This is a genomic window from Microbacterium sp. (assembly GCF_047607225.1).
Lineage (GTDB): Bacteria > Actinomycetota > Actinomycetes > Actinomycetales > Microbacteriaceae > Microbacterium.
Map to the genome: position 1 here is coordinate 1 of NZ_JASGDO010000044.1, position 25194 is coordinate 25194.

The window sequence follows — 25194 nt, forward strand, 5'->3', positions numbered from 1 at the left end:
CGAACGCCTGCAGGTTGTACTGCTCGACGAGATCCGCGGCCTTCTTCGTCGTCGGGTTCAGGTTCAGCAGCATCGTCTTCAGCGACGTGCCAGCGTCCGACCCGAGGAGACCCTGCGACGCGAACGCCGACAGAGCGGCCGTGGTCTCCTCGATCGACAGGCCCGTCAGCGACGCGGCCTGCCCGCCCTGCGCGAGCGCCTGCGACAGGTCCGACACGTCACCCATCGCCTTGCCCGCACCGGCCGCGAGCAGGTCGGCGACGTGCGCCATGTCGGAGCCTTCGAGCTTGAACGTCTTCAGCGCGACCGCGGCGATACCCGCGGCGTCCGCGACGCCCAGCCCGCCGGCCGCGGCGAGGTCGAGCGCGCCGGCCAGTCCGCCACCGAGGACGTCGACCGCGTCGACACCGGCCTTCGCCATTTCCTCGATCGCGTTCGCGGACTCCGTCGCGGAGAACACGGTCTTCGCGCCGGCCTCGATCGCGGCGGCCGTGAGCGCCTGCATGTTGTCGCGGGCGTCCTGGCCGGTCGCGGCGACGTTCGACATTGCCTGGTCGAAGTCGGCGAACTTCTTCACGGCCATGCCGATACCGGCCGCCATGATCCCGCCGGCGGTGAGGGTCGCGCGGCCGAGCTGCTCGAACGCCTGACGCTGCTGCTGCAGCTTCTCCGTCTCCGACCCGACCTTCCGGACCGAGTCGGCCGCCCGCAGCATGTTCCGCTCGAACTCCGCCACCTGAGCGCGGAGCGACACCGCGATGACGCGTTCGCCCATCCGGATCACCACCCTTCGGAGGTGCCCCGGAGAGACGGGGCGGGAACTACGTGGCCGGTGGAGCGTCGTCGCGCAGACGGGTCTCCCAGATCAACGCGTCAACGTCGACCACGTCGCCGTACCGGTCGCGGAAGTCCTTCTGGACCTTGTTCGAGTCCTTCAGCGCGAGGTCGGTCGTCGGGATGTGCTCGAACTGCCCGTCGTTTCGGGGATCGGTGGCGACGTCGAGCGGGAGGCCGGTGCGGCTCATGGGCCGCTGGTCCTCCCGACGGCTCGCGAGGATGAGGAGCATGTCGTTCTCGGAGTACTCCGGCTCACGGACCGTCACGATCCGTTCGACACGCCCCCACCGGTCGCGGTGAATGATCTGAGTGGTGCGGGGCTCCCACCCGCGCAGACGACGCGGGGAGACACCCATCTCCCGGGCTGCCCGGACGATCTCGCCCGTCAGCCCTTGACGGCTTTTCCCGCCGCTTCCTTGAGCTTCTGCGAGGGCTGCAGCACGTTCAGTCCGTACAGCACGGACGCGATGTTCTTCCGGTTTGGGGCCGTGAGCACGCTCATCAGCCGCCGCCACTGCTCCTCATCGACGTGCTCGCCGTCGACGGTGACCTTCGACGTCGGGTAGTCCTTCGCGACGGCGTCCGTGTTGTATCCGACGAGCCCGTCGGTCTCGGCGCCGGGGCGGGGCGGGTTCGTCGCGACGATGTCCTCCCAGTCCTCACCCCACAAGGGGAGGAACGTGAGCTCGGTCAGCTCGCCGCCGACCTCCACGTTCAGCGGCGTCGGCTCGGTCGCGTCGTAGTCCTGCTCGGCCTTCGCGATGCGCTCGTCCAGATTCATGGTCTTGTCCTCTCACCAGTGCTCACCAGAGAGGCCCGGGGTGGGGCGGTGAGCGGTCCCCACCCCGGGGAGTTGGATCAGGCGACGACCGTGACTTCCTGCACGACCTTGCCGATGATCTCGGGGACGGTCTGCTTGTGCGCGTCGGTGTTCGCCGTCGCGGGCACGTCGACCGACGTGGCGGTCCGGACCGGGACGATGTCGTTGATCTTCGTGCCGACGGCGATCGGGGTTCCGTTGTCGTAGCCGAGGATGTGGACGATGAAGCCCTCGGTTCCCTTCACGCCGAGCACCGTCTCCGCGTCGGTCGGGTTCTCGCGGTTGTAGACGTAGAGCAGCGTCAGCTTGTAGCGCTTCGTTCCCTCGGCGGTGAGCTCCTGCTCGAGCGTGTACCGCGTCGACACGCGCTCATTGATGGTCGTCTCGAGCGCGTACCCGTTCGGCCCGTACAGGCCGTACGTGAGTGCGACGACGCCCGATGCCTCGAGCTCCGTCTTCTTGGGGTTCTGCGTGTCCGCGATCGCCGGGACCCACAGGACGGTGCCCTTACCGTCGTAACCGAAGCCCTTCTGCACTTCTTCGATGGGCATGTGTTCCTCCTAGGAGATATGCCCCATGCAGGGGCGGTTGAGCCCGTCGACGGTTGCCGGCGGGCATGCAAAAGGGCCGCCCACGTGGACGACCCTGAGAACTGGAATGCGGACGCTACTTCGACCGCTTGACGGCCTTCTTCGGCGGCTCGTCGCCACCACCGACCGGCGAAGGATCCCCCGGCTCGGGATACGTCGCGGGCCGCGCGTGCGGCACCGGCTTGTCGTCGACGACGACGTACCGGTCGGGGTGCCGCTCAAACATCACGGTCGAGATGTCGAACTCGTGCCGGAGCCCGCCGGCGTCGGCGTGCTGGACTCGGATGAATGCCATGACTACTCCTTGGGTCGGGAGACGAACTCGAACGTCATGTCGACGAAGAACAGGCGCGACGTGCGGTCGTACTGACCTGTGCCCTCCTCGACGTGGTCGGTCGCCATCGTGATTCGGTCGCACTCGCGTCCCTCGACGTCGAGCACATGGTCGATGAGTTGCCCCATCACGTCCTCAGCGAGGCGGAGGAACGCGTCAGCGGTCGTCGCGACCACCCGCACGTCGAACGACAGCACCCGACGCGACGACACCCGCTGCGCGCTGCGGTACCGGTGGTCGTTCAGGTCGGTGGGGAGCGACGGGAACGCGATCACGTAGTTCTCCCGCACCAGCGCCCCCGTCGCCTCGATCGTGCGGACCACGTCGTACACCTTGTTCGACAGGCGCGGATGCGCCTGCAGACGCTCCTTGAACGCCTGATACTCCGCGCGCATCGTCAGCGGCCGATCTTGTCCTCGACAGCACCGGTCACCGCGATCTCGATGCCACGCACGTAGTCGTCCTCGTTCGCGCGCGCCGCGTCACGACCAGCGTGCTGCGGCGCGCTGCGCACGTCACCGGGCGCGTCCTCGACGATGCCGAGCGAGCCCTGGCCGCCGACCGTCGGTCCGATCTTCGCGCCGATCGAGTCGCCGCTGTAGTCCATCTCGTAGTCGATGCTCGCCGCGTACCCCTCGAGGCCGGTGTGCTCGGCGCCCTGCCGCCAGTCGTCCTTGATGTTCCGGGCGGTGACCTCCGTGGCCTGCGCGATCCGCTTGTTCGCTTCCGCGCCGACCTCCCGCAGGTCCCGTTCCAGACTGAACAGATCGTCAGCCATACCCCACCCCCTTACGACTGCTCTTCGAGCGGGTAGCGGGCGGCGCTAGTCTGCCCCGCCTGCGACCGTCCCTCGACGCGGTACATCCGGCCGACGAGCGACGGATCCACCGTCGACGCCGTCACCTTCACCTCGTCGTTGACGTGCACCACCGTCCCCGACGGCAGCTTCACGAGCGGCGACTGCTCCGCGAGCGGGATCGTCTTCCCGTTCGTGTCCGAAACCGCCAGCGTCGGGTACTTGATCTGCGCCGGCCCGGAGTACGACCCCGACACGAGCACACGCGTCGCGTCGCCCGTCTCGTCGTCCATCCCGTCCGCGAACGTCCCGATCTGCACCGTCTCCGTGAACCGCGTCTCCTCCGTGCGAGCACGAGCCTGCGCCAGGATCGACTCGACGCTCATGACTGCCCCAGAGCGATCGTGAACGCGCCCCGCCGGCGACGACGGAACGGGATCAGCGCGTCGACCTGCGCGTCGGTGACGTCCATCCGCCCCGACGACATCGCCGCGTCACGACGCTTCGTCGTGGAGTAGTCGTCGATCCGCTCCGTCTCCTCCAGCCACCCCTCGGTGTTCACGAGGTAGCCGCGGAGCACATCCACAACCGTCGTCACGTACAGCGTCGACCACTCGTTGACGAGCTCCTGCGGGTTCTCCGCGTCAGCGAACGACGGAGTCCCCTCGACCCCACGGAGACGGAGCCGCATACGCAGCACCGCCTCCGCAGACGGCAGACGCTTCGTGGCGACGGTGGTCTCCTCAGCCGACAACGCCCGCCACTGCTCCACGACGTCGTCGACATCCACCCCCGGCCACGACATCGTCACTTCACCGGGATCTCGGCGCCCTCGAGCGCGCTGATGATGTCGGCCCGCTTCGCGTCCTCGGGGATCTCGATGCTGAGACCGGCCTTCTCAGCCGCCGCGAGCGCGTACACGCGCCAGTCAGCCGCCGACGAGCCCTTCCCCACCATCGGGGGAACCGTCAGAGCATCGCCGGAGGCCGCACCGGGCTCGCTGGCGGACTTTCCGGCCGCGCCGGTGTCCTTGCCCTTGCTCTTGCCCTTCGAGCCGTTCCCGCCGCCCTTCGGAGCGAGGACATGGTCGCCGAGCTCGACGCCCTCGGGCACCTTGTCGCCGGCGAGGAGGACGATCGGGTCGCCGCCCTCGGGGTTGTCGATCAGCACGGAGCCGACCAGGTCATCACGGATCTTCGCCATGACGTCATTCCTTTCTGTCAGGCGTGGCGGCCCGGCACGAATGCGCAGGCCGCCACGCGCTGGATCAGGACAGGACCTTCGCCGCGAGGCTCAGGTCAGCGTTCGCGAGCACCGGCATGGCGATCGCGTCGGCGATGATCTCCGCGATGAGCGGGGGCTTCTCACCGCGGTACGCGCCCGCGACGATGCCCGGCATCTCGGAGTCCTCGATGCCGTAGCGCTCGTCGGTGGACGTGAGGGTCTGACCCCAGAACGTCGCGCCGAGGTCCGTGCCCTCCCAATCGTTGGTGTCGACGGGGGCGGGCAGCAGGAACAGCTTCGAGTCGTCGAGCACCTTGCCCGACTTCGTGCGCCGGTCGTACTTGATGATCTGCGGCAGGCCGGCGCCGGTGACCACTCCCCGCACGTCAGCCTCGCTCGCGGGCCGCGAGCCCCCGTTCACGAGCTGGGTGCGGAACTGGTCGCCGGCCGCGAGCGCGGTGAACACGCGCGACGACATCACCATGCAGCCCGGCTCATCGCCGTTCGTGGTGATGTACTGCTGCCGCAGCGTCTCGAGGTACGCGAGACGGTCGACGTTCGACGCCGTCCACAGCGTGCCCGCCGTGACGTCGTGCGCCGAGGAGCGCCCGAACGAGTCGGCAGCACCGATCTCCGGGATGGTCGCGACGCCCGTGCCGAGCACGATGCCGCGCAGCTTCTCGACACGATCCGCGACAGCCCGCACCACGATCCGCGTCGTGGCGAGGATCGACTTCTCGACCGCCTCGTCCGGCGCGTTCCGGTTGCGCAGCTGCTCGTACTCGCTGAGCGGGATCTCCTGGCCGACCGAGGGGAGCTCGAGAACGGTCCGCTTCTTCGGCTGACCCTTCGCGATCTCGATCTCGGCGTCGTACGCGCGGTAGCGCGCCTCCTCCACGAGACCCGCCTGACCGGACACGAAGCGCACGACGATGTCGGCGACCTCACGGTTCGGCAGGAAGCGGGCCAGAGTGCCCTTCGCCTGCTCGTACTCCTCGAGGGAGCGGCGGGCGTACCCGGTCAGTGTTGCCGGGTCGATGACGTCAGTCCAGAGTGCCATTTGTCAGCTCTCCTCTCTCGCTCAGACGAAGACGAAGGTCGTGGCAGCGCGCTTCGCTGCGGCGGCGGGCGCCGCGAAACCACCCGAGTAGGGCACCTTCGCGACGTTGATGCGACCGTGGTCGAGGATCGGGGCCGCGAAGTCCGCGGTTCCGACGACCTTCTGGTCGGTGAGGATGAACCCGGCGAGGATGCCGGCACCCGTGGTGGTGCCCTCGGTCTTGTCGTAGGGCACGTACAGGCCCCCCACGAGCGCGACCGGGGTGCCGGACGGGATGTACCCATCCGGGTAGTGCGTTCCTGCGGTGAACGCCGAGACGTCGATGACGCCGGTCCGCGCGTTGCGGATCCCGTGCGTCGACCCGAGCCACGACATGTCACCGGAACCGAAGGTCTCCTGCTGGAGCTTGGGCATGGTGTCAGTCCTTTCCAGACGACTTCTTGGGGTGGTTTTCGTCGTAGAGGTCACGACCCGCCGAGACGCTGCCGCCCTTGGCGTTCCCATCGCGCTCACCCTGACCGGGCAGACGCCGACGCTTCGTCTCGGTGACCAAGGCCTCAGCCGTGTTCTCCTTCACCCAGGCGTCGAGCTTCGCCTTGTCGACGGACTTCCCGTCTTCCGCGACAAACTGCGTCAGATCGAGGTTGAGCACCTTGGACGCCGTGAACGAGCGGCCCTCGAGCGCCTTGTCGAGAGCATCGCCAGCGCGTTCCTTCGCGAGCTCAAGACGCTCCGCCGCGAGCGCGTCGTTGATGCGCTTGTCGACGTCGGTCTCGGTCACGCCCGCGGGCTTGTCGCCGTCCTTCGGCTTGTTCTTCGCATCCTCGGCGGCCTTGGCGGCACGGAAAGCCTCCGCGTCCTTCTTCAGGTCGTCGTAGTCGGCGAGCTTCGCCCGCTCGTCCTCCCGCGCCTTCCGCTCAGCGCGGCTGACACGATCGGTGACGATGCGATCGAGCTCCTCCTGCGAGGCAGGAGCCTTGAACTCGCCGCCTCCACCACCGCCGCCTTCGCCCTCCTTGGGGGCGAAGAACCGCACGTACGGGTTCGTGGAGATGAGCTGTCCGAATGCGTTGCGCTTCATGGGGTCGTGTTCCTTCCGCTTTAGGCCCGTCGGCCATCACCGTTTAGGGCCCGTCGGCCACCGCGACACGCTCGCGTAGCGCCTCCACCCGAATCGGTGGGAAGTCGATGGGAGAGCTCCCGCCGGCGCGCGGCCGGTGGTACTCTCGGCGAGGTAGGGCACCTTCCTGCGTCAGTCCTGAAATAACGGACCGTCAGAACACGCGGGCGCTGGGTGCCCTACCTCTTTGCCTCACAGGAGGCGGATCTCTTCGAGCCCGTCACGGCTCATCACAAACAGCCGCCGTATCGGCGTAGTGCTCGTGCGCTGATTGAACTCCGCGAGCTGTCGGCGGAGTTTGTCGGTCAGCACGCCGTCGCCGAGGTCGACGATGAAGTTCTCCTTGACGACGCCCCCCCGAGTCGCCTTCGCCACAGCCGTGTGAATGTGGTTCCGGATCGACTGGTACTTCGCGCCCGTCGACTTCAGCTCCATCGTGAGGTCGCCCTCGTTGATCCAGACGAAGTCGTTCGTCGGCCGAAGGTTCGGGTCACGCGGGATCCACCGCACCTGATTCGAGACGAGGAACCGTTCGAGGAACTGGATCTCTTGCGGCTCTAGCCGGTCGCCGCCGGTGTCTAGCGCGAGCGCGTCCTGCCGGTTCTGCCAGTACCTCCGCCACGCGTCCCGATCCGACGGATCCGGGGGCGGCAACGGCGGCCCACCCCGACGCGGAGGCTCGATACCGCCCGCACCCGCCCCGCCCGTGAGCGGAGACCGCACGCCCGCGGCCGTGACCTTGATCCCGAGCGCGTCAGCGACCCGACGCACACCATCGGCCGCGCCATCCTTCATCGCGGCGAGCTGCGCCTCGTACGCCCGCCGCAACTCCGCGAGCTTCGCCGGCGTCGCCTCGATCGCGTTCGCGTACACGTCCGCCGAGCTCGGCCCGATCGACCGCGGCACCCGCCCGTTCCGCTGCGCGTAAGCGAGGCGATAGTGCGCGTCGTACAGGCGCCGCTCCCCCGCCGTCATCGTCGACCGGTTCAGCGGATCACGCCGCCCCGACGCGACCGCGTCGTACCGTGACGCGCGAGCCGTGGTGACCGTCTGACCGCCGATCCGCACCGTTCCCTTGCCGCGACCCGCCGCGAGGATCTGAGCGTCCGTACGGACCCCAGGTGACCGGGGAACGACGACACGGCCACGGTCCTTGATGAACCCCCGCTCGCGGAGCATCCGCACCGCGTTCGTCCGTGTCCCGGCCGTGCGGTAGATCGTGTCGATCTGGCTCCGCGCGGTCGACAGCTTCCGGATCTTCTGGTTCATCACCGCGTACATGTCGGCGCCCTCACGCAGCGCGCGAGCCTCCGACCGTCCGAAAGCGCGATCCTGCTCCGCCTCCGTCATCGAGTCGAACGCGGCGTACGGATCCGTGACGAGGCTGCCGGCGATGTTCTCCGACGCGGGAATGTGGGTGCAGTCGCACCGCTCGTGCCGCTTGAAGCCGTCGTTCCACCGGTACCACTTCCCCGCCAAGGGGATGCACCGTCCGCACGACGGCATGTTCAGCATCCGCACGTACCCGGTGAGCGCCGGCCGGGACGCGATGTCGGCTTCGTAGACCATCCGGCGCGTGTCGGCGAGGAGCGTGAGCGTCGCCATCTGCATCCAGCGGCCCGACTGTGCGAGCGCGTCGTCGACGGACGCCCCGTCAGCGATCGACTCCTTCGCACCGATCACGGCCTGCTCGTACAGTCCAGCGACCGACCGCCCGTCCGGCGTCGACGACAGGAACGCGTTCGGCGACAGGTCACCGACCGGCGGCGCCGTCTGGTTCGTCTCCTCGAGGACCGCCGCCGTGTAGCCGAACGCTTCACGCACAGCCGCGCCCCGGCCCGCGTCGACGAGGCCGAGGACGTCCGGGCCGACGCGCCGCCACGACGCGTCGAAGTCGTCACCCATCCGCGACCACGCGAGATTCACCGCGGCCCCCGTCGTCGCGGCGATCGCCTGCTGCTGCTCGTACTGACTACTGACCGCCCGAAGCACGCTGCAGCGTCCTCATCGCGTCGGTGACCTGCGGGCTCCGCTGGGCTTCCTCATCCCAGTCCGCCATGCGGCCCTGCTGCTGCTCCGTGTAGCCGAGGTCCTCGCGCGCCTGCTCGATCGGGAGGATCGAACGGCCCGTGTTGTCCTTCACCTGCACGAGCTTCACGATCGCGTCGGCCTTCTGCGAGATCGTCGGGGTCGACGGGTCGCGCCACAGCGTCTCGATCATGCTCGGCTTCGCCTCCTGGTCGCGGCCGAGCTCGAGGAGCACGAGCCGCTGCACCGTCTCCCACCCGGCCGACAGGGCACGCTGCTTCCGCTCGGCCCGCTTCACCAGCTGCGCCTCCGACGAGCGGATCGCGTCAGCCGACGGCGGGTTGTCGCCCTGGAACAGGAGGTAATGCGACGGGAGACCGAGCTGCATCGCGATGATCTGCATCAGCAGCTTGATCGTGTCGTGGAAGTTCGTCAGCGCCGCCTCGGGGAACTGCCCGAACTTCGCTTTCTCGCTCGACGAGCCCCACATGCGGCCGGCGATCATCGAGTACGTGTTGAGGGCTTCGCCGGTCTTCTCGTCGACGAAGTCCGTCTCGGTGAGCCCGGTCCCCCAGCGGCGCGGGAGCGCGTGGAACTCGGCGGACACCATCATGTCGCTGGCGATCTTGTTGAGCGCGTCCAGCGGGCTGATGATCGGGTGGAACACGCTCCGCCCGAGACGCTGATCGAACTTCCCGGGCCGGGAACGGCCGAGGACCCGAGCGTCGTTGATGAGCGGCACCAGCGAGCACACGCCGAAGTCGTGCGTGTCGTACTCGTCCTCGACCCAGTCGCGGCCCTTCCTCCGCCACGTCCGTGACCCGTTCTCGTGGAGGTACGTCATCCACTGGACCTTGTCGAGGTCCGTCCACCGCTTCACGCCGTGCTTCACCCGCTTCGTACGGGGGTCGTCCTCGTGGATCGCGTCGAACGGCGACTCGACCGTGATCACCGGCGCGTCGTCCTCGTTCTCCGCCGGCCCCACCATCGCGTACGCCCGGGACAGGGCGAGCCCTTCACGGTGCGCCTGCTGGTGGATGAACGGGCCGAGGTTCTCCTGCCAGACGTCCTCGACGTCGTTGTCCGCCTCACGGTTGCTCCGGTTGCTGCCGATCCGGAACCCCTCGATGTCGAGACGGTTGTCGTAGACGTCGACGGCGAACAACGCGAGGTTCAGCACGATCGGCGACAGGCGATACCCGAGCTCACGTTCCAGGATCGGGGCGATGAACCGGAGCGGCTGCTCACCCTCGAAGTAGGCGTCGTTCTTCTCGAGCGGCTTCTTCTCCTTCGCCAGGAGTCGGGACAGCCGCATCGCCTCGTCGAGCTCGGTCACGCCCGCCTCCTAACTGCTGCGCCAGACGCGCACCTTCGCTCGTGGTTTCGGGGGCGACCAGCCGGCGGCGAGCGAGTCGCGAACCGCGGCGTTCGCGAGGATCCGGGTCATCGCGAGGTCGATCTTCTGCGTCTCGTTCGGCTTCCCGAGGATGTACTTCTGGCCGGGTTTCGCGACCTTCTTCGCGTTCGCCATGTGCGCCGCCGTGTACGGGCACCCGTCCTGCGTAATCAGGCCCTCGCGGAGGTCGGCCTCGAACCGGCGGATCTCCGGGTACATGCGGGAGACCTGATTCGTGGGCCACTCGATGACCCGCTCCTCACCGTGCTTCTCCGCCCACCGCTCACCGTCGGTCGTCCAGTCCTCCGGGTCGAAGTAGAACCGGGCGACGATGAACCGGTCGAAGATCTCGTCCAGCGCGGTATCGACCTCGCTGTGCGGGATGCGGTCGCCGTGCTCACGCGGGTTCCAGATCGTCGGCGTGTCCGGCGTCGGCCCCCATCGGGGCGTGAACGAGAAGCCGTCCATCGTCTGCGCGCTGATCACGGTCCAGTCGTTGTTCACGCTGCCGTCGAACGCGAGCCCGATCGGGGTCCCCGCTGGAGGGTTAGGCAACCAGGGCTTTCGGTCGTGCATATGCGCCCTCCCACAGCCCATCCGGCAGCCACGAGCCCATACCGCGCACCAGCTTGTTGCCGTAGAACCGCTCCGCCTGCGCCGGGTCCTGCTCGAGCAGCTCGAACGCCTCCGCCTCGATCCCGTCGAGGTCGACGTGGCTCGCGCCGGCGTACACGAACGCGTGGATCTTCCGACGATCACGCTTGTTCTTGTAGGAGAGGTTCGCCGGCGGCTGCCGGTAGAACCGGAAGATGTCCTTCGCACGCGACTCGAACGTCGCACGCGCCGTGGACTCCTCCGCCGGATCCCACGCGTTCGTGAGCTCGATGCCCCGACCACCCATGCCCGACGTGCCACGACGCATCGTCTGCGCGGTCGGGATGAGCCCGTTCGTCTTCGTATAGATGCCTGTCTCGTCCTGCACGAACCCCGTCGTCGGGTTACCGAGACGAGACGACTCCGCCGACGTCACCTTCTCGATCACACCGTCGTCACCGATCCGCATGAACTTCTCGCCGACGCGGACACGCTCCGACAGCGGGCCACGGAGGATCATCGCCTGCAGCGGACGCCACGTGTTGTTCACCTGATCTTCCGACGTCGCCATGAGCTGGATCAGCGGCGTCGGCCACGGCATGCCCTTCGGCTCGCCCGGCTCGTACTCGTACACGAACCCGCACATGCAGCCCCACTCGGCGCAGTCGTACGTCTCGCCCGCCTCAGCCCACCCCGCGAACAGGTCCGGCCCGAGCGCCATGAGCGTCGTCATGCCCGCAGCCCACGGCGACTTCCCGTACTTCTGCGGCCCCACGACCAGCGAACGCCGGTACGTGAACGCCTGATTCTTGATCGGGTCATCCGGCCGCCACGGCGTCTCCGGACGCACCCGGCCGTGGTTCGCGGTGCACCAGAGCTGCCAGTCCGACAGCACGAACGGCTGCCCCTTCTTGAACCCGTCCGGGATCGGCAGATGCCACGCCATCCAGTCGGCCTGCAGGTAGCCGAGCGTCGGGAAGTCGACGACGAAGTCAGGAGTCGGGTCCGACATTCTCCACAGCCCTCAGCCTTCCCCGCGCCGACGGCACACTCCGCTTCGCCGCGGCCGGCTTCTTCGAGGCGACCGTCGGCGCCTGCGCCTGATTCGTCGAGATCCGGAACCCCGCACTCAACAGCACACGATGGTTCAGCAGAAGCTCGTTCTCCTGGCGCAGCAACAGCCCACGAATCGCCGACTTCGCGCCGGGAGTCTCGGCATCGACCGATGTGCGCACGTGCATCGCGACCTGACGGAACGAAGACTGCTCCTCCCAGATCACCGCCTGAGGCAACCGCCACATCTCAGCCCACACCACGAGCTCACGCTCCGACGCCTCCGAAAGCGGCCAAGGGGGAAGATCGCCGACGCGTTCTTTCGGGAGAGTCCTGATCGCGCCCGACTCAATCCGAACCGCCTCAGCCAACGAAGACGTGTCCGGCGTCCGGCCAGAGCCCGCACGAGCACCTCCTCGAGCCATGCCTGCCACCCCCTCAAAAAACTCTTTGGTTTCGGAAAGCTCGGCAGCCACCTCCCCGGCGGTCCGGTGCGGTTGTTGCTCTGGGGGTGTCCCCCCACCCCTCAGGGGGTGATGGTGCGGGCTGCGTGGGTCATGGCGTCGGCGTATTGGCGGACGTCGGCGTGGAGGGTGATGTGGACCGGTGGCAGGAGGTCTTGTGGGGCTTGTGGGGCTCGGTTGGTCCACCATGTGCCTACGGCGTACCCGAGGGTGAGGCTAATGGCTCCTGCGGCCTGGGCGGTGAGGATGACGGCGAGGGCTTCGAGGGGGGTCATGCTGCACCGTCCAGGGTGAGGGTGAGGCGGTCCAGGAGCTCGGTGCGCTGCTCGTCGGTGAGTGTGAGGCCACCGGGCGCGTCGAGGGTGGCTTCGTGGGCGAGGACGAGGGCGGCGCCTGTGGCTTCCTTGAGGTGCTCGAGCGTGGCGTCGTGCCAGTGTTCGGTGTCGAGGTCGAGCTGGTCGAGCACGATGATGAACGGGGTGTGCGTGTACTCGCCGACCGTGACGGGCGGGAGCGGGACGATCTGAATGCGGGCCATGAGTCTCACCTCTCGGGCTATCGGATTGGGTCAGTGGTGGGCGAAGCGTCCACCTTCGGAGCGGTTGCACCTGGCGTGTTCGGGGCCGCGGTACGCGGTGCGGTCCTCCGTATGACCCAGATCCCATGCCTGGCCGGGGCGGATCAGGCGCCCGCACGTGGGGTTCGCGCAGTGGACGGTGCCGGTGACGACGATCGGTTCCCACTCGGCACGGAGCCTGTCGTGCTCAGCGTCGTAGCCGCGCTGCTGGCGTGTGCCTCGGGCGCGGTCCTTCTCGCGCGTGTGGGTGGTGCAGCGGGAACCGCGGGTCAGGGTCGGGCATCCGGGTTCGGCGCACACCTTCATCGGGGAAGGCCGATGCCGCGGGTCACGATGCTCGCGATGATCTCCGCCCCGGTGGTGAGGCCGAGTCCGCGGCGTTCGGTGGTGTCCCACCTGGTGTAGGTGGGGGTCTTCGCGGGCTTCGTGTGCTTGATGCCGGCGCGCTTGCGTGCCTTGCGTGCCCTGGTGCTCATGGTGTGTCCCCTCGACTGAACAGCCACTGCAGGAAAGCGCCGGCGTAGCGGCGGGTGAAGACCGTGCCCGCGACGCCCGCGGTGACGCCGACGAGCACGGCGACCGTGGTCCTCATGCGGTGATCAGGTGGCGGCAGTCGATGACGGCCACCGCCTGCTCGTTGAGCGCGACCCAGAACCGGGTGCCGCAGTGACCGCAGTACGAGAGCGGGCCCGTGCGGGTCACGACGTACACGAACGCGGCAACGGCGGGGCCGCACCGGTCGCACGTGTCGCCGGAGACCTCGATGACGGTGGGGCGGTGACGGTCGACGACGTCGACTGGTGCGGTCATCGTGTCCCCTATCCGTTCGGAGGGGGTTCCCGACCAGGAGCGGGCCAGCACGCGCCTACCCGAATTGAGCGCCGTGCATGACGGGCCACACGCTCCCGGCCGGGAACAACAAAGGCCGGTCTGCGACTGTCACCGGGAAGAGGGTGGTGACTGGCCGACCGGCCTAGTGGGGGTGGTGTCGGGGCTGGGCCTGTCGTCCCTGCCGACACCGGTACAACCATGACTCTGGGGTATGCAACCACTCGGTTGCAAGTATTGGGTTCAGGTACGGCGTGTCGCGTCCTGTGCGGCTTCCTCCGCGCGTCGGATGGCGCGGAGGCGGTACTGGTGCGCGGGGTCGTTCTTCAGGCGTTCGCGCCACCAGGCGAGGAGCACGTCCTCCTCGACGACGCGGACCTTCTGCCCCTCACGGACCTCCCACTGCATCGGCATGCCGCGCGCCCGCCAGTACCGGATAGCGCGAGGCTTCCGGCCGACGCGGCGCGCGGCTTCCCGATAGGTGAGCATGCTCATCGTCAGATGTGTCTCGCTATGGTGAGATTCATGACCACGCCCGCACGACGCAGCCGGCCCCCACTCCCCCAGCCGATTGCCTGGCTGTACGTCATCGCGGTACTCGTCCTCATCTGCGCTGCTATCGCCTCTGTGCTCGTCGCTGTGCCCATCGGGTTCCCCGCGGCGGCAGGCTTCGTGGGGACGATGGTAGGCACCGCGATCGCCGCGTTCGTGCCAGCACTGCTTGGGCATGGGATCGTCATCGCCATCCACGACCTGAGCTGGGGTCGGAAGGGTTGGTTCGACTGACCTGCAACTGCGCTCGAGGGCGGGTTAGTCACTGTCAAAGTAGCGCCGAGGCCGGGCGAGCACGATAGCCTGACCGGGCGGTGGCTGTACGGATAGGCTCCCTCCATGTCGAACTTCCTGTCCTTGGTCCTCTGGGCGTTCATGATCGGGCTCGTGCTCGTCGCCCTCGGAGTCGTCATCCGAGTGGCTGTTCTCAGCGCGCTCAAAGCGCACTCCGTCTGGAAGGAAGAGCACACGGTGCGGAGGGCTCCCACGCCTCGCTGATAAGCCGTAGTGGCCCGCGGGCCCACGGTGTAGATGCGCTCGCGCTTAGCCATCGCTCTGCTCCTGTTCGTTGGTCTGGTCCTGTACAGCCGATAGGCTCGCCGCATGGATCTCGTGTGGTGGGCGCTCATCCTCGTGCTCGGCTTCGGCGCATTCACGTACGTCACGGCTCGCCGCAAGCGAGGCTGACCCCATACCGCCCGATTCCTGGAAGTGGTCAGTAACCCACCACGCAACACCACGCAGAATCTCTATCACGTCGTCCGCGATGTCGTCATACGCCTCATTCAACGACCCACTCTCAGCGGTCGCTTCGGCAGTCTCTCGGTAGGACTCGCGCACGTCCCGCTCGGCCTCGGCGTACAGCACGTCCCTGAGCGGGTGGGAGGGGCGCATGTTCGCGGCGGCGAGGAATGGTGGGAACCAGTCGGCTACGAGCTCGTCTGTCATCGCACGATCAATCGGCATGATCCGAACCTCACATTTCCTCATGCGGGCATGCGGCTTCCGCCTGGATGCCGGCGGGGAACGACAGGCACCGCGAGTTCCAGTAGTCCCACGGCATCCCGCATCGGCATTCCGCGCCACCTCCGCGCTCGTGCGACCCCGGTAGCATTCCGTGAGTCTCGGCTTCCGCCTGGTGGTCAGGGGCGGCGGCGAGAGCGGCCTCGATCCAGTCCGCCGCGTCACGCATCAGGCGATACGCCGCGGGCTCGCCCATCAGGCGTTCAGCCTCAACGCGCAACTCGCGGACGAACTCCATGTCTTCGTTGGTGGTCATGATCGCAACTCCGAATCGAACTTCGTCTCGACATACGTGGTGGTCACCGTCTCGGACCACCGCGTCTCACGATGAACCCGGATCGGCCCGACCTTCACCTTCAGCAGGTCGGCCTGCTTGAACTTGCGGCGACAGTCGCCGACCGCTTCCCGACGCAGCGGATCACGGTCCCAATGGGACGGCTCCCACTTGCTCTCGCCGCGCAGAGTCACGCCCGTCTCAGTGACGGCCTCGGCGACGTACCGCTGATCCGTGCGACTGCGCTCAACGTTGCGCCGGCTCTCGTTGGTGGTCATGATCCCTCCCTCGGGGCGTCGCGCCAGCCGGGATGATGGGCGTCCCATAGTGCGTGCAGGGCCGCGAACTCTTCCTCGCCCGCGTTCTTCCCGATGCACGTCACGTCATAGCCGTCCGGGTAACGCTCATCGAGCAGTCGGGCACGGTCGGGGAAGTTCGTCGTGAGATCCCGCCACAGGAACCACTCGTTGGATGACATGTGACCGTGGATCGGCTCACCCTCGTGGTCGTAGAGCGTCCCGGCCACATCACCGCTGCCCCACGCGGCCGTGACCACGGCGTACAGCATCACCCTCGCGGGCTTCGTCTCGCTCACTGTTCCTCTCCTCTCGGGGTGACGGGCTCCCACGGGCCAGCAGGAACGGCTTGCACTGCGGGCCGCATAGGCCGTTTCCACACGCGAGGCGTCTGACCGCCCGCGAGACGCCGCCCGGCCTCCCATGCGCTCTCCTCGGTCTCACACCCTGCGTAGCTCTGGGGCTCGTCGCTCCCCGTCACGGACGGTTCCCACGTCAGCCCGTACTCCCAGGTGTCTTCGTCTGGTTCGGCATCATGATCCGGGCGGGCAAACCCGTTCCCGCGGATCGCAGTGATCGTGCGCTCAACGTCACTCGGATCGAACCGGGACAAGATGCGGCGCAACACTTCACGATCGCTCGCTTCGCCTCGCTCGTCTGCGGGGGTCTGAGCGAGCCGGCGATCCACCCACTCCTCATCGGTCAGCTTGTCCTCGAACACGGGAGACATCGGCGGGAGAGCCGGTGCGGGAGAACGGTGAGCAGGCGTCCAGAGGACGGTCACGCGAGGCGGTAAGGACTGCCACACCACCGTCGAGGCGTCCTCGGTGGGCTGATCGCCGTTCGCGTCGAGGCAATCCCAGCGGCCCGTGGATGCCTTCCGCCACACCTCCCCCGTGCCATCCATGACGACGGAACGAGCATCCAGCCCATCGAGCATCTTCGTCAGCGAAGCGGCTTCTTGTTCACGATCAGTCACGACGACACCCCCTCTCGTCGCTCGAGAAGCTCAAGCACGAGACGGTGGCCGTCTGCGGAGGCGGCACCGTTAGATACCGCGATCTGCTCCACATCCCGGCGAACCAGACCCTGCCCGTACTGGCCGGCGCACACGATCGGCTGGTTGCCGATCCCGTTCACCGCCATCAGCGGCACGTTCGACTTCAACTGGTAGATGTACTCGGTCATGCTGTTTCTCCTCTCATCCCGTGCCCACACGGGCACTCACAATGAACAGACCGGCACGCTTCGTGGATCAGGTCCGCGCACTCCAGCGACAACACCTCACGCCCGGTCCTGTCGGGCTCGCTGACAGGCGTGACCGGCTCGGCATAGACCTGGCCGCAGGAGCGGCATTTCCCTGCGCGGAGGGGCTTCGGGGAACCGTTCGGCGCGTCCACCCACTGCACGACCACCGCGACCATCCCGCACACCGAGCAGCGGGACCGTGCCCGGCGGGGATTCGGGTGCACCCCGTACTTCCCCCGCAGATGCCGGATCAGCCCGAACATCTCGTCGATGTCCTGCTCATACACGGACAGGTGTTCGATCTGGGGGGCGTGGTCGATCAGCCACCCCACCGTCAGCAGCGCCGTCGACCGCGCCGCCAGCGGATCCGCGTCCGGCTTCTCCGTCAGGGCACCGACGGGGCGGGTGGGGGTGATGTTCGCTTCCACAGCCCGCACGAACCGGACCACCCACCACCACAGGCCCTGCGCGTCCGCCGCCGCGCCCGCATCCACCAGCCGGGCGGGACCATCCACCGCGACGTCGACACCGCGGAGGAACAGGCTCATGTTGTCGACCTGTCCCCCACCGGTCAGCTTCTCCCGCAACTGTGACGCGGGGACGTGCGGGATCGTCGACGTCACGATCGCGTCCATGATCGGCGGCACCAGATCCAGGTGATACGCGAACGACCGCGCCCAACGATCCGACGCCGCCGCCGGATCAATCGCATCCAGAGGAATCGTCACGCCGCCACTCCCATCGGTAGAGTGCGGGCATGTCTGAGACTGCTTGGCTCGCGCTCCTGGCGGTGGTGGGCACCGTTCTCGGCGCCGCGATCTCCCCCGTCGCGAACGCTCTGCGCGACATCCTGACTTCCCGTGCAGACGCGAAGTCCGACCGCCTGAGCGCCGCAGCGGAGCTCGGCATTCAGATGATCAACTTTGCGAACATCAACCCAGATCGCTACGAGGGCTACTTGGTCCGCGCAAGCCACCAGGACGCTGTGGCCAGCCGATTCGCGCTCGCAAGACACCTTCCCCGCGGCTCCGGGCAAGTCGATCGCTTCGTCGAGTTCTCCATCGGAGAGATCGCCAAGTACACGGCACATGGTCCTCGCGTCGCCATCGCGGAATACGCCGCGGCGAGAGTACTCGACTGGGCGCGCGGTGACCTCCGTCCGAAGAAGCTCGCCACCTTCCATGTCGACCGGGCGGGTGACGAGTACCTGATCATCTGATCCGTTCATGCCGCCATCTCCCGCACGTTGTAGCCGAGGGACTCAACGCACGCCGCGATGATGTCGCGCGCAGCGTTCGGGGTGACCGCGTTCCCCGCCATCCGCACCTGCTCCCGCTTGTTCCCGAGGAGCACGTACTCGTCGGGGAACGACATGCCCCGCTTGATCTCGTCGGGCTCGAGCATCCGGAACTCCGCGTCGTAGACCATCTGCCAGATCTCGTCATCGGTCAGCGTCGGCGCCAGGTCGGGCAGCGCGTCAGTGTCGATGAGCGACTGGTGCCCCCCGGTCGTGAGCGTCCGCAGCGGGAGCTCCGCCGGCGTGGTCTGCCATCCGGACTCGTCGGGGCCGCCGTTGTTCCGCATCACGAGCGCGTGGTGATTGCCGGACGCGGCGACCGTGTCGATCGGTTCGGCCGTGGGCTTCGCAGTGCCGTGGTTGCGGAGCGGCACCACGAGAGCCGCACTGTCGACCGTCGTGACGGTTCCCATCGGCCGGTCCGTCGGACGGGCGGCGCCCTTCGAGTAGTACGGCACCAGCAGGCCCGTCTCGTTCCGCGTCGACTGCGTCCGCAGCGGGTCAGCCGCCCGGCGCGCGGTCTTCCCGTCGCGGCCCTCCACCGGCACCAGCAGCGCGGCGTGGTTCCCGCCTGCGACGAGCGCGGGCAGCGGATCCGACGCGCGCCGAGTGCGGGACTCGTCCGCCCCTGAGACGTTGTTCACGATCAGCGGCGGTGTCGCGAGGAACTGCGACCCGGCGGCCGTGATCGACCCGATCGGCGCCTCGACCGGCTTCGCGGGGACCGTGTTCCCCTCACCCCGGACGATGAGGCCCTTCGACGCGGACGTGTGCAGGGTCCGCAGTGGCTCTTCCGTGGGCCACACCCGGTAGTAGGCGTCGGGGTCACCGTGCTGAGGGTGACGCGGCGACGTCGCGTCGTACGTGTTCCCGGCCGCTTCGATCACCATCGGCGCCCAGTGACGCCGCACCCCATGGAACGTGCGGAGCAGGGTCTTCTCCTCCAGCTCCCGCATCCCGAGCGCCTTCCGGTCCCCGATGCGGATCCCCCGGTGCGACCAGTCGATGATCGTGTCGGCGCCGGCGACGGCGGGGAACACTTCGGTGTTGCACTCGACGTGAGGGCAGCGGAGCGTGTACTGCGCGCCGTACGTCTTCATCGGCGAACCCTTCGGCTTGAACACCTGCGCCGACTGGATCAGGCCATGCTCGGGGCAGATCGCCTCGGGCCGGAGCCACTTCTCGAAGTCGGGGCGGGGGTTACCGGCACGCCAGAACACGATGTACACGCGGTCGCGGGACTGTGGTGCGCCGGCGCCGAGGCCCTGCGCGTGCATGCTGTTCAGCCACACCACTTCGTGCCGGTAGCCGAGGTTGTGCATCGACGTCAGCCAGCGGGTCCAGTAGATGCCCTTGACCACGCGGGGCACGTTCTCGACGATCACGATGTCGTAGACGTGGAGCTCCGCGAACCGGGGCACGTCCCACATGCCCATCCGGGACCGGTCGGCGGCTTCGTTCGGGACGCTGTCGCCGAAGAAGTCCCATGCTTGCTGACCGTCGGGCAGTTTCTCGCCCCGCGCTTGCGACCAGTAGGTGCACTCCGGGGAGAACCAGCCGATCGTGGTCCGCGGGTAGCGGTGCGGGTCGGCCTTGTTGATGTCGGCCTTGTCGTGGTCCGTGTCGGGGTGGTTCGTGTTGTGGGTCGCGATCGCGAGATCCCAGTGGTTCACGGCCATCGTCACCCGCACGCCGACGGCGACAGCTCCCGTCGACGAGCCGCCGGCGCCGCAGTAGCCGTCGAACATCGTGACGTCGCTCGTCCCGATCCGTGGCGTCATGACGTCACCGCCGATACAGTGCGGGCATGGCTGACTACATCAACCCCGACATCCTGAGATCCATCCCGCAGGACCGCCCTCTCCCGATCGCCCAGAGCTTCATCGACACCGTGAACCGCGAAGTCGGCGACAGTTCGTTCGAAGAGGTCTTGGCCGCAGTTACTCAGGGGGCCCTGGTCTCCATCGCGATGCTGGAGTTGCGTCTCGGCAAGCTGATGGACGCCCTGGGGGTTCACGAGATCCCGAGTCAGCCCGGCGACCTGCAAGTGCTGGTCGAAGAAGAGCACCCGTAGCGTCATGACACCCACCGCTTCCACCAGGGCTTGCGGGCAGCCGCGTGTGCTCCACGCAGCGCCGGCGTGACACGCGCCTCGATGCGATACGCGGTGCCGGTGCTGATGACGTCGCCCCCGCCGCGCTCATCGGGCTCGGGCTTCTTCCACAGGACGGCGGCCACGGTCTCGAACGAGGCGGGATCGCGACGGAGCTGCTCGGTCAGCGACCGCACCTCGGCGGAGAGTGCGAACACGAGCCTCTCCGCGTCGAGGCGCCGTTGACGCTCTGCGTTCCACTTCGTGAGCACGAGTTCGAGCGCTCCCTCCGTGCGGGCGAGGTCGTCGATCACGGGGCCATACTGAGCGGCGGCTTCGTCGAAGCCCTCGTTGAACAGTTCGGCGCGGGTCTCCATGTCGGGGACGACCGGGGCGTGCACGATCGCTGTGAGGACCGCTTCCTTCTCGGCCGGTGAAAGAACTGCCACTTCGGGTGAGGCGACTTCCCGGTCGCGCCGCTCCTGCAGCGTGGCTTCCATCGCGACTCGCTGGCCGAGGCTCGTCGGCTTCATCTCGTCGACGCGCTCCTGAATGTCCTTGTCGATGCGGCCGTGCGTCGGGTCGTACTCGACGCGGGTGCCGTCGTTGCCCGGGTATGTCTCGGGCTGACCGTCGGGGTGTGCTTCCGCGTAGGCGCGGAGAGCCGCCTGCGGGATGCGTGCTTTCGAAGAGAGCCCCGGGAACCCATTCACCCGGCACCACTCACGAATGCCACGCAGACGGTCACGTGCGGCCGCCTGCGACAGTCCCTCAGTCCACCGGCTGGTCGATATCGGCTCGAAGACTTCGAACCCCTTGCTGGTACTCACGTCGCTCTCCCCGTTCTCGTCGCCCTCAACGACGTCGTCCTCCCCGCCCGCGGGGAGACTCACCTTCTGCTTCGGCGCTTCGTGCGTCTCCGGGACGAGCCCCAGCTCGTCCGCGATCTCCCCCGGCGTCATGCCCCGCTTCACCAGGCGCGAGTACCGGTAGTCCCCCGCAGCGAGCCGCTTCGCGCGCCTGCAGGACAGGCCGTGCTCGTTGCCGGCCGGGCAGTACCCGCTCCGGCATCCCCGGTCGAACCCCTCGACGGTCCCGTGCGGGTAGCCGTCCTCGAGCCGGTCCGCGCCGCTCACGCCGTCACCTCGAAGAGGGTGGACTCCAGCGGACGGTTCGACCAGATGACTTCGACTCGATCGGGCCGCGTCGAGTTGGCTGACGTCGTCGGGATCAAGACCTGGTGCCATTCGCCGTAGAGCTCCTGATAGGTGGCTGACGGATATCCGGAGAGCATCACCACGGCGCTGCACTTCCTCAGTTCGTGAGCGAGGTCGATGTGGTCCTGCCTGCTCATCTCCACCGAGTACCGGCCACCGGACCGCGTTTCGGTGATGTAGGGCGGGTCGACGTAGAGCAGGTTTCCGCTGTGCTGTCCGTATTGCGCGATGACTTCGAGCGCCGGCCGACATTCGAGAGACACCTCAGCGATGCGAGATGCCGCCGCCGGCAGACGGTCGCGGTAGGCGGCCATGTACCGGCCGAACGAGGAGCCGCCACGATCCGGCTTCGCGAAGAACCTCCACCCGGTCCGCTGCAGCGTCCGTGAACGGCCCTGCGTCAACAGCACCCACACCTGACGAGCGAGCTCGAGCTCGTCGCTCGCGTCGAGCGATTGAGCCTGTGCGAGCTCGACACGTGAGTGTGGGGTCAGCGCGGCCGCTCTGATCAGTTCTTCTGGTCTGTCGCGGAGGACGCGCCAGAACGTCACTAGGCGGTGGTCCAAGTCGTTGACGATCTCGGTCGGTGCCGGCGCTTTCGCGAGGAGCACGGCGAGCGAGCCCGCGAACGGCTCGATGTAGCCGGCGTGGTCGGGCATGAGAGCGACGATGCGGTCCGCGATCGCGCCCTTCGCGCCGAAGTACTGGATCGGGGGCTTCATGACTCGTCCGCCTCGTCTGCTCGGAGCGCGGCCTTGCAGTCCTCGCACGTGACCCGAGCCCGGAACGGGGTCGCGCCCTTCCCCCGCCGGCCGCAGTACGCGCGCTGATCCTTCAGGAAGCAGATCCGCTCCGACGCGCTCATTCCGGCACCTCCAGGACTCTCGGCGGGTACTGGCCCCACAATTTCTGCTGCTCCTGCCGTTCCTCCCACTTCGCGAAGATCCGATAGGCGAGCTCGGAGATGAGTGCCGGCGTCAGCGAGTCGGCCGGCTCGAACCCGACCTCGACAGACTGCGCGTATCGGAACTCGATGCGGGTCGACTTCTCCGTGCGCCTACCCCCCCACCATGTGTGGACCGTTCGGGTCGCCGGGACCTCACGGAACTCGCACGGGGGCGGTGGCGGCGTGGAACCTGGCCATTCGTCCCACCTGCTCTCGTACGTCACCATGAGTCGGACACCATCGCCGGAGACGTCCCAGTACATGCGCTTCGGCAGCGGAGGAAGCGCGTTCACAGCCGCACCTCACGGACGATGTCGACGACCTTCACGCCACGCGGGAAGTGGTGGCCGCAGTGGGCGCAGATCGGCTCCACGTTCAGCCTCAGGGCAATGGTCAGGTCGAGCTTCCACTGGAACTCGTGGCGGGCGCAGGCGTAGGCGGTGTCGCCGCAGCATCGGATCGACCTGCGCCAATCTGCGGCCGAGTCACAGTCGATGCACGTGAGCTCGTCGTCGAACCGTGCCTCCATGCCCGCGATCACGTCCTCGTCGTGGACACCGAACCGGGTCACCTCCCCCTGCTCAGCAGGAGACAACACGGCGGTCACCGTCCCGCCTCCGCCCGCACCTGAGCCGCCCGCCACGCCTCGATGACCTGGTCAATCTCCGACGGCACGAACCCCGGCACCGCGAGGTCACCGAACTCGGTGATCGGCGCCGACCGGTACCCGATACCCACGAAGTGCGCGAGGTCCCTCTCGTTGCGGGGGTCGGTGAGGTCGCGCTCCTCGAACGGGACGCCGGCGGCTTCGAGGCGGAACTTCACCATGCGGCACTGCTGGCAGGACGGTTTCGTCCAGACGATCACGGCATTCACAGCAGGCCCTCCTGACGGAGCTTCGCCTCAGCAAGCGATACCCGCTGGAAGACCGACGCGCTGCCGCCGCGGTCGGGGTGCGCTGACTGTTGTGCGCGGCGCAGAAGTGTCTTCGGCTGCAGAGCGTCACGGTCCACGAATGCCCCAGGAGCCACGACCTGCCAGAGGAAGTCGAGTGCATCGTCCGCTGTCGGGAACCCTGCCGGAGCCGCGGTCGCCTCGAGGGCGAGGAACCCGCGGTACTGCTCGCCGCGCTTCGTCACCCCGTACCGGTCGACCTTGCGGAGGGCTTCGAGGGCGAGCGCCACGGCCCGAAGGTTGTCCTGCCAGGTGGTGAACGTGTCGCACGGGTACGACAGGTGACCGAACTTCGAGTCAAGCGAGACGATCACCCCGGGGTGCTCGGGCACCGCGGACGCGCGAGGGCGACCGTCGAGGCGCCACGCGTCGGCGCCGGCGGGGATCGCGATCAGCATCTCGAGCGAGTCCCGCTGCGCGCGTGTCTCGGTGAGGTGCCAGAGCTCACGATCGAGCAGCTGCAGCGTGTCCGACAATCCGGCCTTGAACAGGGACCGCGTGCGGGTGCGCGTGAACTCGCCGGGCCATTCTCGGATCGGCGCAACCGTCAGGTTGTCGGGCCAGTCGCTCATGACCGCCCCCGATGCCCGTCAGCGGTGCACTGGCACAGGAACGCGTAGACGCCTTCCTCATGGACGCCTGCGAGGCAGTCGTCGTGGCGCTCCTCCCTGCACGGTCCGCAGGTCGTGGAGAGGATGTTCGCGCCGCCGAGCGCCGTCGACTGCACCGTGCTCTCCGCGGACCGTGCGAAGTCGTCGACCTCCCCCGACATGAAGCTGCCGACCGCGGCCAGCGCGGCGGACATCTTGTCGACCCCCGCTTCCGCGATCATGCGCCGGTCGGCGTGGATCGCGTCCTTCGCTTCCCGCACCTTCCCCAGGACCTCATCAGCGTGGGCGATCGCATCCCCATGCGACAGGGTCACGACCACCTCAGCGCCGGTGAAGATGTCCCGCGCGGTGACGCTGATCGTGTAGTCGTCCTGCACCTCGACGGCCAGGACCTCCACCGCGTGCTGCTGCGTGATGCTCACAGCCCCAGCCCCTCTCGGATGTCGGGACGGAGCTTCGCGACTTCGTCCGGGTCGGCGAGCGGCGTCGCCGGCGTCCGCACGTACTCGATGAGTCCGTGCATCGCCTCGGCCGCGAGCATTTCCGTGTTCTCGTCACACTCCGTCTGCATCTGCATCAGCGAGATGAGGTTCGCGATCCGCTGCTGCTCGAGGAGCGCGAGCGTCGCGTGCACCTGAGCGCCCACGGTGTTCACCATCGCCTGCATCGTGACGATCGTCGGGTCGTCGCCTTCGACGATCATCGAAGCGAGTCGCCGCGCCTCGGCCGCGTGGTCGATGCGTTCACTCATCGCCGCCCACCTCCAACCCGAGGTCACGGCGGATCGCGGCGCGGAGCACGTTCAACCGCTCCTGCCGCGCCCGCGTCTCCGGTGTCTTCGCTTTCGACAGGTCGTTGTGGTCGAGGAGCGACGTCCCCGCCCTGAGCGTCTCGATCATGTTCGCCGTCCGCATCTCTCGCGCGACCGCGTCCAACGCGTCCACGAGCCTCCTCGGCTTCCCA

The 25194-nt window shown here is 67.8% G+C and carries 44 protein-coding genes; 4 read left to right on the forward strand and 40 right to left on the reverse strand.

The genetic code is table 11. From position 1 onward, the window contains the following. The 23 genes from QM591_RS07905 to QM591_RS08015 all read right to left on the reverse strand — a co-directional run. Positions 1–775, reverse strand: a 775-nt coding sequence (locus QM591_RS07905; protein ID WP_415131322.1) for a phage tail tape measure protein, incomplete at its 3' end; no start/stop codon positions are given. Between the two features lie 46 nt (positions 776–821). After that, on the reverse strand, positions 822–1193 hold the full coding sequence (locus QM591_RS07910) for a hypothetical protein (RefSeq protein ID WP_415131324.1): 372 nt from the start codon (positions 1191–1193) through the stop codon (positions 822–824). A 29-nt stretch (positions 1194–1222) separates the two neighbouring features. Beyond that, positions 1223–1618 (reverse strand): hypothetical protein, encoded by a 396-nt coding sequence (locus QM591_RS07915; RefSeq protein WP_415131326.1) that lies wholly within the window; start codon positions 1616–1618, stop codon positions 1223–1225. Between the two features lie 77 nt (positions 1619–1695). Continuing rightward, entirely contained in the window at positions 1696–2208 is a 513-nt protein-coding gene (locus QM591_RS07920; RefSeq protein WP_415131328.1) for a hypothetical protein, read from the reverse strand. Positions 2209–2323: 115 nt separating this feature from the next. Beyond that, positions 2324–2542, reverse strand: a complete 219-nt coding sequence (locus QM591_RS07925; RefSeq protein WP_415131330.1) for a hypothetical protein — start codon at positions 2540–2542, stop codon at positions 2324–2326. A 2-nt stretch (positions 2543–2544) separates the two neighbouring features. After that, positions 2545–2976, reverse strand: a complete 432-nt coding sequence (locus QM591_RS07930; protein ID WP_415131332.1) for a hypothetical protein — start codon at positions 2974–2976, stop codon at positions 2545–2547. Between the two features lie 2 nt (positions 2977–2978). Then, positions 2979–3359, reverse strand: coding sequence for a hypothetical protein (locus tag QM591_RS07935; RefSeq protein WP_415131334.1), 381 nt, complete (start codon positions 3357–3359; stop codon positions 2979–2981). A gap of 11 nt (positions 3360–3370) precedes the next feature. Continuing rightward, positions 3371–3763, reverse strand: a complete 393-nt coding sequence (locus QM591_RS07940; RefSeq protein WP_415131336.1) for a DUF6093 family protein — start codon at positions 3761–3763, stop codon at positions 3371–3373. Further along, positions 3760–4182, reverse strand: coding sequence for a hypothetical protein (locus QM591_RS07945; RefSeq protein ID WP_415131338.1), 423 nt, complete (start codon positions 4180–4182; stop codon positions 3760–3762). Before QM591_RS07945 ends, QM591_RS07940 begins: the two co-directional genes overlap by 4 nt. 2 nt (positions 4183–4184) lie before the next feature. Beyond that, the gene (locus QM591_RS07950; RefSeq protein ID WP_415131340.1) at positions 4185–4580 is read right to left on the reverse strand and encodes a hypothetical protein; all 396 of its coding nucleotides are present in this window, start codon (positions 4578–4580) and stop codon (positions 4185–4187) included. 64 nt (positions 4581–4644) lie between these two features. Further along, positions 4645–5661, reverse strand: a complete 1017-nt coding sequence (locus tag QM591_RS07955) for a major capsid protein (protein WP_415131342.1) — start codon at positions 5659–5661, stop codon at positions 4645–4647. A gap of 21 nt (positions 5662–5682) precedes the next feature. Further along, positions 5683–6075, reverse strand: a complete 393-nt coding sequence (locus tag QM591_RS07960; RefSeq protein WP_415131344.1) for a head decoration protein — start codon at positions 6073–6075, stop codon at positions 5683–5685. 4 nt (positions 6076–6079) lie between these two features. Then, the gene (locus QM591_RS07965; protein ID WP_415131346.1) at positions 6080–6742 is read right to left on the reverse strand and encodes a hypothetical protein; all 663 of its coding nucleotides are present in this window, start codon (positions 6740–6742) and stop codon (positions 6080–6082) included. 231 nt (positions 6743–6973) lie between these two features. Then, on the reverse strand, positions 6974–8773 hold the full coding sequence (locus QM591_RS07970) for a hypothetical protein (protein ID WP_415131348.1): 1800 nt from the start codon (positions 8771–8773) through the stop codon (positions 6974–6976). After that, on the reverse strand, positions 8754–10145 hold the full coding sequence (locus QM591_RS07975; RefSeq protein ID WP_415131350.1) for a phage portal protein: 1392 nt from the start codon (positions 10143–10145) through the stop codon (positions 8754–8756). The genes QM591_RS07970 and QM591_RS07975 overlap by 20 nt, the downstream gene beginning before the upstream one ends. A 9-nt stretch (positions 10146–10154) precedes the next feature. Next, on the reverse strand, positions 10155–10709 hold the full coding sequence (locus QM591_RS07980; protein WP_415131352.1) for a terminase: 555 nt from the start codon (positions 10707–10709) through the stop codon (positions 10155–10157). Between the two features lie 43 nt (positions 10710–10752). Continuing rightward, positions 10753–11811 (reverse strand): terminase, encoded by a 1059-nt coding sequence (locus tag QM591_RS07985; protein WP_415131354.1) that lies wholly within the window; start codon positions 11809–11811, stop codon positions 10753–10755. Further along, positions 11792–12328 (reverse strand): hypothetical protein, encoded by a 537-nt coding sequence (locus tag QM591_RS07990; RefSeq protein WP_415131356.1) that lies wholly within the window; start codon positions 12326–12328, stop codon positions 11792–11794. Before QM591_RS07990 ends, QM591_RS07985 begins: the two co-directional genes overlap by 20 nt. Before the next feature lie 50 nt (positions 12329–12378). Beyond that, positions 12379–12591: a hypothetical protein gene (locus QM591_RS07995; protein ID WP_415131358.1), complete on the reverse strand. Its 213-nt coding sequence runs from the start codon at positions 12589–12591 to the stop codon at positions 12379–12381. Next, complete coding sequence (locus QM591_RS08000) at positions 12588–12854, reverse strand: hypothetical protein (RefSeq protein ID WP_415131360.1); 267 nt, start codon at positions 12852–12854, stop codon at positions 12588–12590. Before QM591_RS08000 ends, QM591_RS07995 begins: the two co-directional genes overlap by 4 nt. Positions 12855–13195: 341 nt before the next feature. After that, positions 13196–13369 carry a hypothetical protein gene (locus tag QM591_RS08005; protein WP_415131362.1) on the reverse strand — a complete coding sequence of 58 codons (174 nt, stop codon included), beginning with the start codon at positions 13367–13369 and terminating at the stop codon, positions 13196–13198. A 112-nt stretch (positions 13370–13481) separates the two neighbouring features. Beyond that, on the reverse strand, positions 13482–13703 hold the full coding sequence (locus tag QM591_RS08010) for a hypothetical protein (RefSeq protein WP_415131364.1): 222 nt from the start codon (positions 13701–13703) through the stop codon (positions 13482–13484). 261 nt (positions 13704–13964) lie between these two features. After that, positions 13965–14216 (reverse strand): hypothetical protein, encoded by a 252-nt coding sequence (locus tag QM591_RS08015; RefSeq protein WP_415131366.1) that lies wholly within the window; start codon positions 14214–14216, stop codon positions 13965–13967. A gap of 30 nt (positions 14217–14246) precedes the next feature. Here QM591_RS08015 and QM591_RS08020 point away from each other — a divergent pair, with 30 nt between their 5' ends. Beyond that, positions 14247–14507 (forward strand): hypothetical protein, encoded by a 261-nt coding sequence (locus tag QM591_RS08020; protein WP_415131368.1) that lies wholly within the window; start codon positions 14247–14249, stop codon positions 14505–14507. Between the two features lie 105 nt (positions 14508–14612). After that, complete coding sequence (locus QM591_RS08025; RefSeq protein ID WP_415131370.1) at positions 14613–14771, forward strand: hypothetical protein; 159 nt, start codon at positions 14613–14615, stop codon at positions 14769–14771. Positions 14772–14816: 45 nt separating this feature from the next. On the opposite strand, the gene QM591_RS08030 is transcribed toward QM591_RS08025, so the two are convergent. Genes QM591_RS08030 through QM591_RS08060 form a run of 7 tightly spaced genes read right to left on the reverse strand, consistent with a single transcriptional unit; the run spans position 14817 to position 17842 of the window. Then, the gene (locus tag QM591_RS08030; protein WP_415131372.1) at positions 14817–15221 is read right to left on the reverse strand and encodes a hypothetical protein; all 405 of its coding nucleotides are present in this window, start codon (positions 15219–15221) and stop codon (positions 14817–14819) included. 28 nt (positions 15222–15249) lie between these two features. After that, entirely contained in the window at positions 15250–15552 is a 303-nt protein-coding gene (locus tag QM591_RS08035; RefSeq protein WP_415131374.1) for a hypothetical protein, read from the reverse strand. After that, on the reverse strand, positions 15549–15848 hold the full coding sequence (locus tag QM591_RS08040) for a hypothetical protein (RefSeq protein WP_415131376.1): 300 nt from the start codon (positions 15846–15848) through the stop codon (positions 15549–15551). The genes QM591_RS08035 and QM591_RS08040 overlap by 4 nt, the downstream gene beginning before the upstream one ends. After that, positions 15845–16165, reverse strand: coding sequence for a hypothetical protein (locus QM591_RS08045; protein ID WP_415131378.1), 321 nt, complete (start codon positions 16163–16165; stop codon positions 15845–15847). Before QM591_RS08045 ends, QM591_RS08040 begins: the two co-directional genes overlap by 4 nt. Next, positions 16162–16845: a hypothetical protein gene (locus QM591_RS08050; RefSeq protein ID WP_415131380.1), complete on the reverse strand. Its 684-nt coding sequence runs from the start codon at positions 16843–16845 to the stop codon at positions 16162–16164. The genes QM591_RS08045 and QM591_RS08050 overlap by 4 nt, the downstream gene beginning before the upstream one ends. Further along, positions 16842–17054 (reverse strand): hypothetical protein, encoded by a 213-nt coding sequence (locus QM591_RS08055; RefSeq protein ID WP_415131382.1) that lies wholly within the window; start codon positions 17052–17054, stop codon positions 16842–16844. Before QM591_RS08055 ends, QM591_RS08050 begins: the two co-directional genes overlap by 4 nt. After that, positions 17051–17842 carry a hypothetical protein gene (locus QM591_RS08060; RefSeq protein WP_415131384.1) on the reverse strand — a complete coding sequence of 264 codons (792 nt, stop codon included), beginning with the start codon at positions 17840–17842 and terminating at the stop codon, positions 17051–17053. Before QM591_RS08060 ends, QM591_RS08055 begins: the two co-directional genes overlap by 4 nt. Positions 17843–17871: 29 nt before the next feature. Between QM591_RS08060 and QM591_RS08065 the strand changes: the two genes are divergently transcribed. Further along, positions 17872–18333 (forward strand): hypothetical protein, encoded by a 462-nt coding sequence (locus tag QM591_RS08065; protein ID WP_415131386.1) that lies wholly within the window; start codon positions 17872–17874, stop codon positions 18331–18333. A 5-nt stretch (positions 18334–18338) separates the two neighbouring features. On the opposite strand, the gene QM591_RS08070 is transcribed toward QM591_RS08065, so the two are convergent. After that, complete coding sequence (locus QM591_RS08070; protein ID WP_415131388.1) at positions 18339–20192, reverse strand: DNA cytosine methyltransferase; 1854 nt, start codon at positions 20190–20192, stop codon at positions 18339–18341. A gap of 26 nt (positions 20193–20218) precedes the next feature. Here QM591_RS08070 and QM591_RS08075 point away from each other — a divergent pair, with 26 nt between their 5' ends. Next, positions 20219–20485 carry a hypothetical protein gene (locus tag QM591_RS08075; protein WP_415131390.1) on the forward strand — a complete coding sequence of 89 codons (267 nt, stop codon included), beginning with the start codon at positions 20219–20221 and terminating at the stop codon, positions 20483–20485. A gap of 2 nt (positions 20486–20487) precedes the next feature. On the opposite strand, the gene QM591_RS08080 is transcribed toward QM591_RS08075, so the two are convergent. The 9 genes from QM591_RS08080 to QM591_RS08120 all read right to left on the reverse strand — a co-directional run bounded on the left by QM591_RS08080 (position 20488) and on the right by QM591_RS08120 (position 25175). After that, on the reverse strand, positions 20488–21639 hold the full coding sequence (locus QM591_RS08080) for a hypothetical protein (RefSeq protein WP_415131392.1): 1152 nt from the start codon (positions 21637–21639) through the stop codon (positions 20488–20490). Then, positions 21636–22442, reverse strand: coding sequence for a DNA adenine methylase (locus QM591_RS08085; RefSeq protein ID WP_415131394.1), 807 nt, complete (start codon positions 22440–22442; stop codon positions 21636–21638). The genes QM591_RS08080 and QM591_RS08085 overlap by 4 nt, the downstream gene beginning before the upstream one ends. A gap of 139 nt (positions 22443–22581) precedes the next feature. Beyond that, entirely contained in the window at positions 22582–22959 is a 378-nt protein-coding gene (locus QM591_RS08090) for a hypothetical protein (RefSeq protein WP_415131396.1), read from the reverse strand. Beyond that, a complete protein-coding gene (locus QM591_RS08095) occupies positions 22956–23273 on the reverse strand; it encodes a hypothetical protein (protein WP_415131398.1) in 318 nt (105 codons plus the stop codon). Before QM591_RS08095 ends, QM591_RS08090 begins: the two co-directional genes overlap by 4 nt. After that, positions 23270–23542 (reverse strand): glutaredoxin family protein, encoded by a 273-nt coding sequence (locus QM591_RS08100; protein WP_415131400.1) that lies wholly within the window; start codon positions 23540–23542, stop codon positions 23270–23272. Before QM591_RS08100 ends, QM591_RS08095 begins: the two co-directional genes overlap by 4 nt. Beyond that, positions 23539–24192: a hypothetical protein gene (locus tag QM591_RS08105; protein WP_415131402.1), complete on the reverse strand. Its 654-nt coding sequence runs from the start codon at positions 24190–24192 to the stop codon at positions 23539–23541. The genes QM591_RS08100 and QM591_RS08105 overlap by 4 nt, the downstream gene beginning before the upstream one ends. Further along, positions 24189–24653 (reverse strand): hypothetical protein, encoded by a 465-nt coding sequence (locus QM591_RS08110; protein ID WP_415131404.1) that lies wholly within the window; start codon positions 24651–24653, stop codon positions 24189–24191. The genes QM591_RS08105 and QM591_RS08110 overlap by 4 nt, the downstream gene beginning before the upstream one ends. Continuing rightward, positions 24650–24982, reverse strand: a complete 333-nt coding sequence (locus QM591_RS08115; protein WP_415131406.1) for a hypothetical protein — start codon at positions 24980–24982, stop codon at positions 24650–24652. The genes QM591_RS08110 and QM591_RS08115 overlap by 4 nt, the downstream gene beginning before the upstream one ends. Beyond that, a complete protein-coding gene (locus QM591_RS08120) occupies positions 24975–25175 on the reverse strand; it encodes a hypothetical protein (RefSeq protein WP_415131408.1) in 201 nt (66 codons plus the stop codon). Before QM591_RS08120 ends, QM591_RS08115 begins: the two co-directional genes overlap by 8 nt. Positions 25176–25194: the final 19 nt, after the last annotated feature.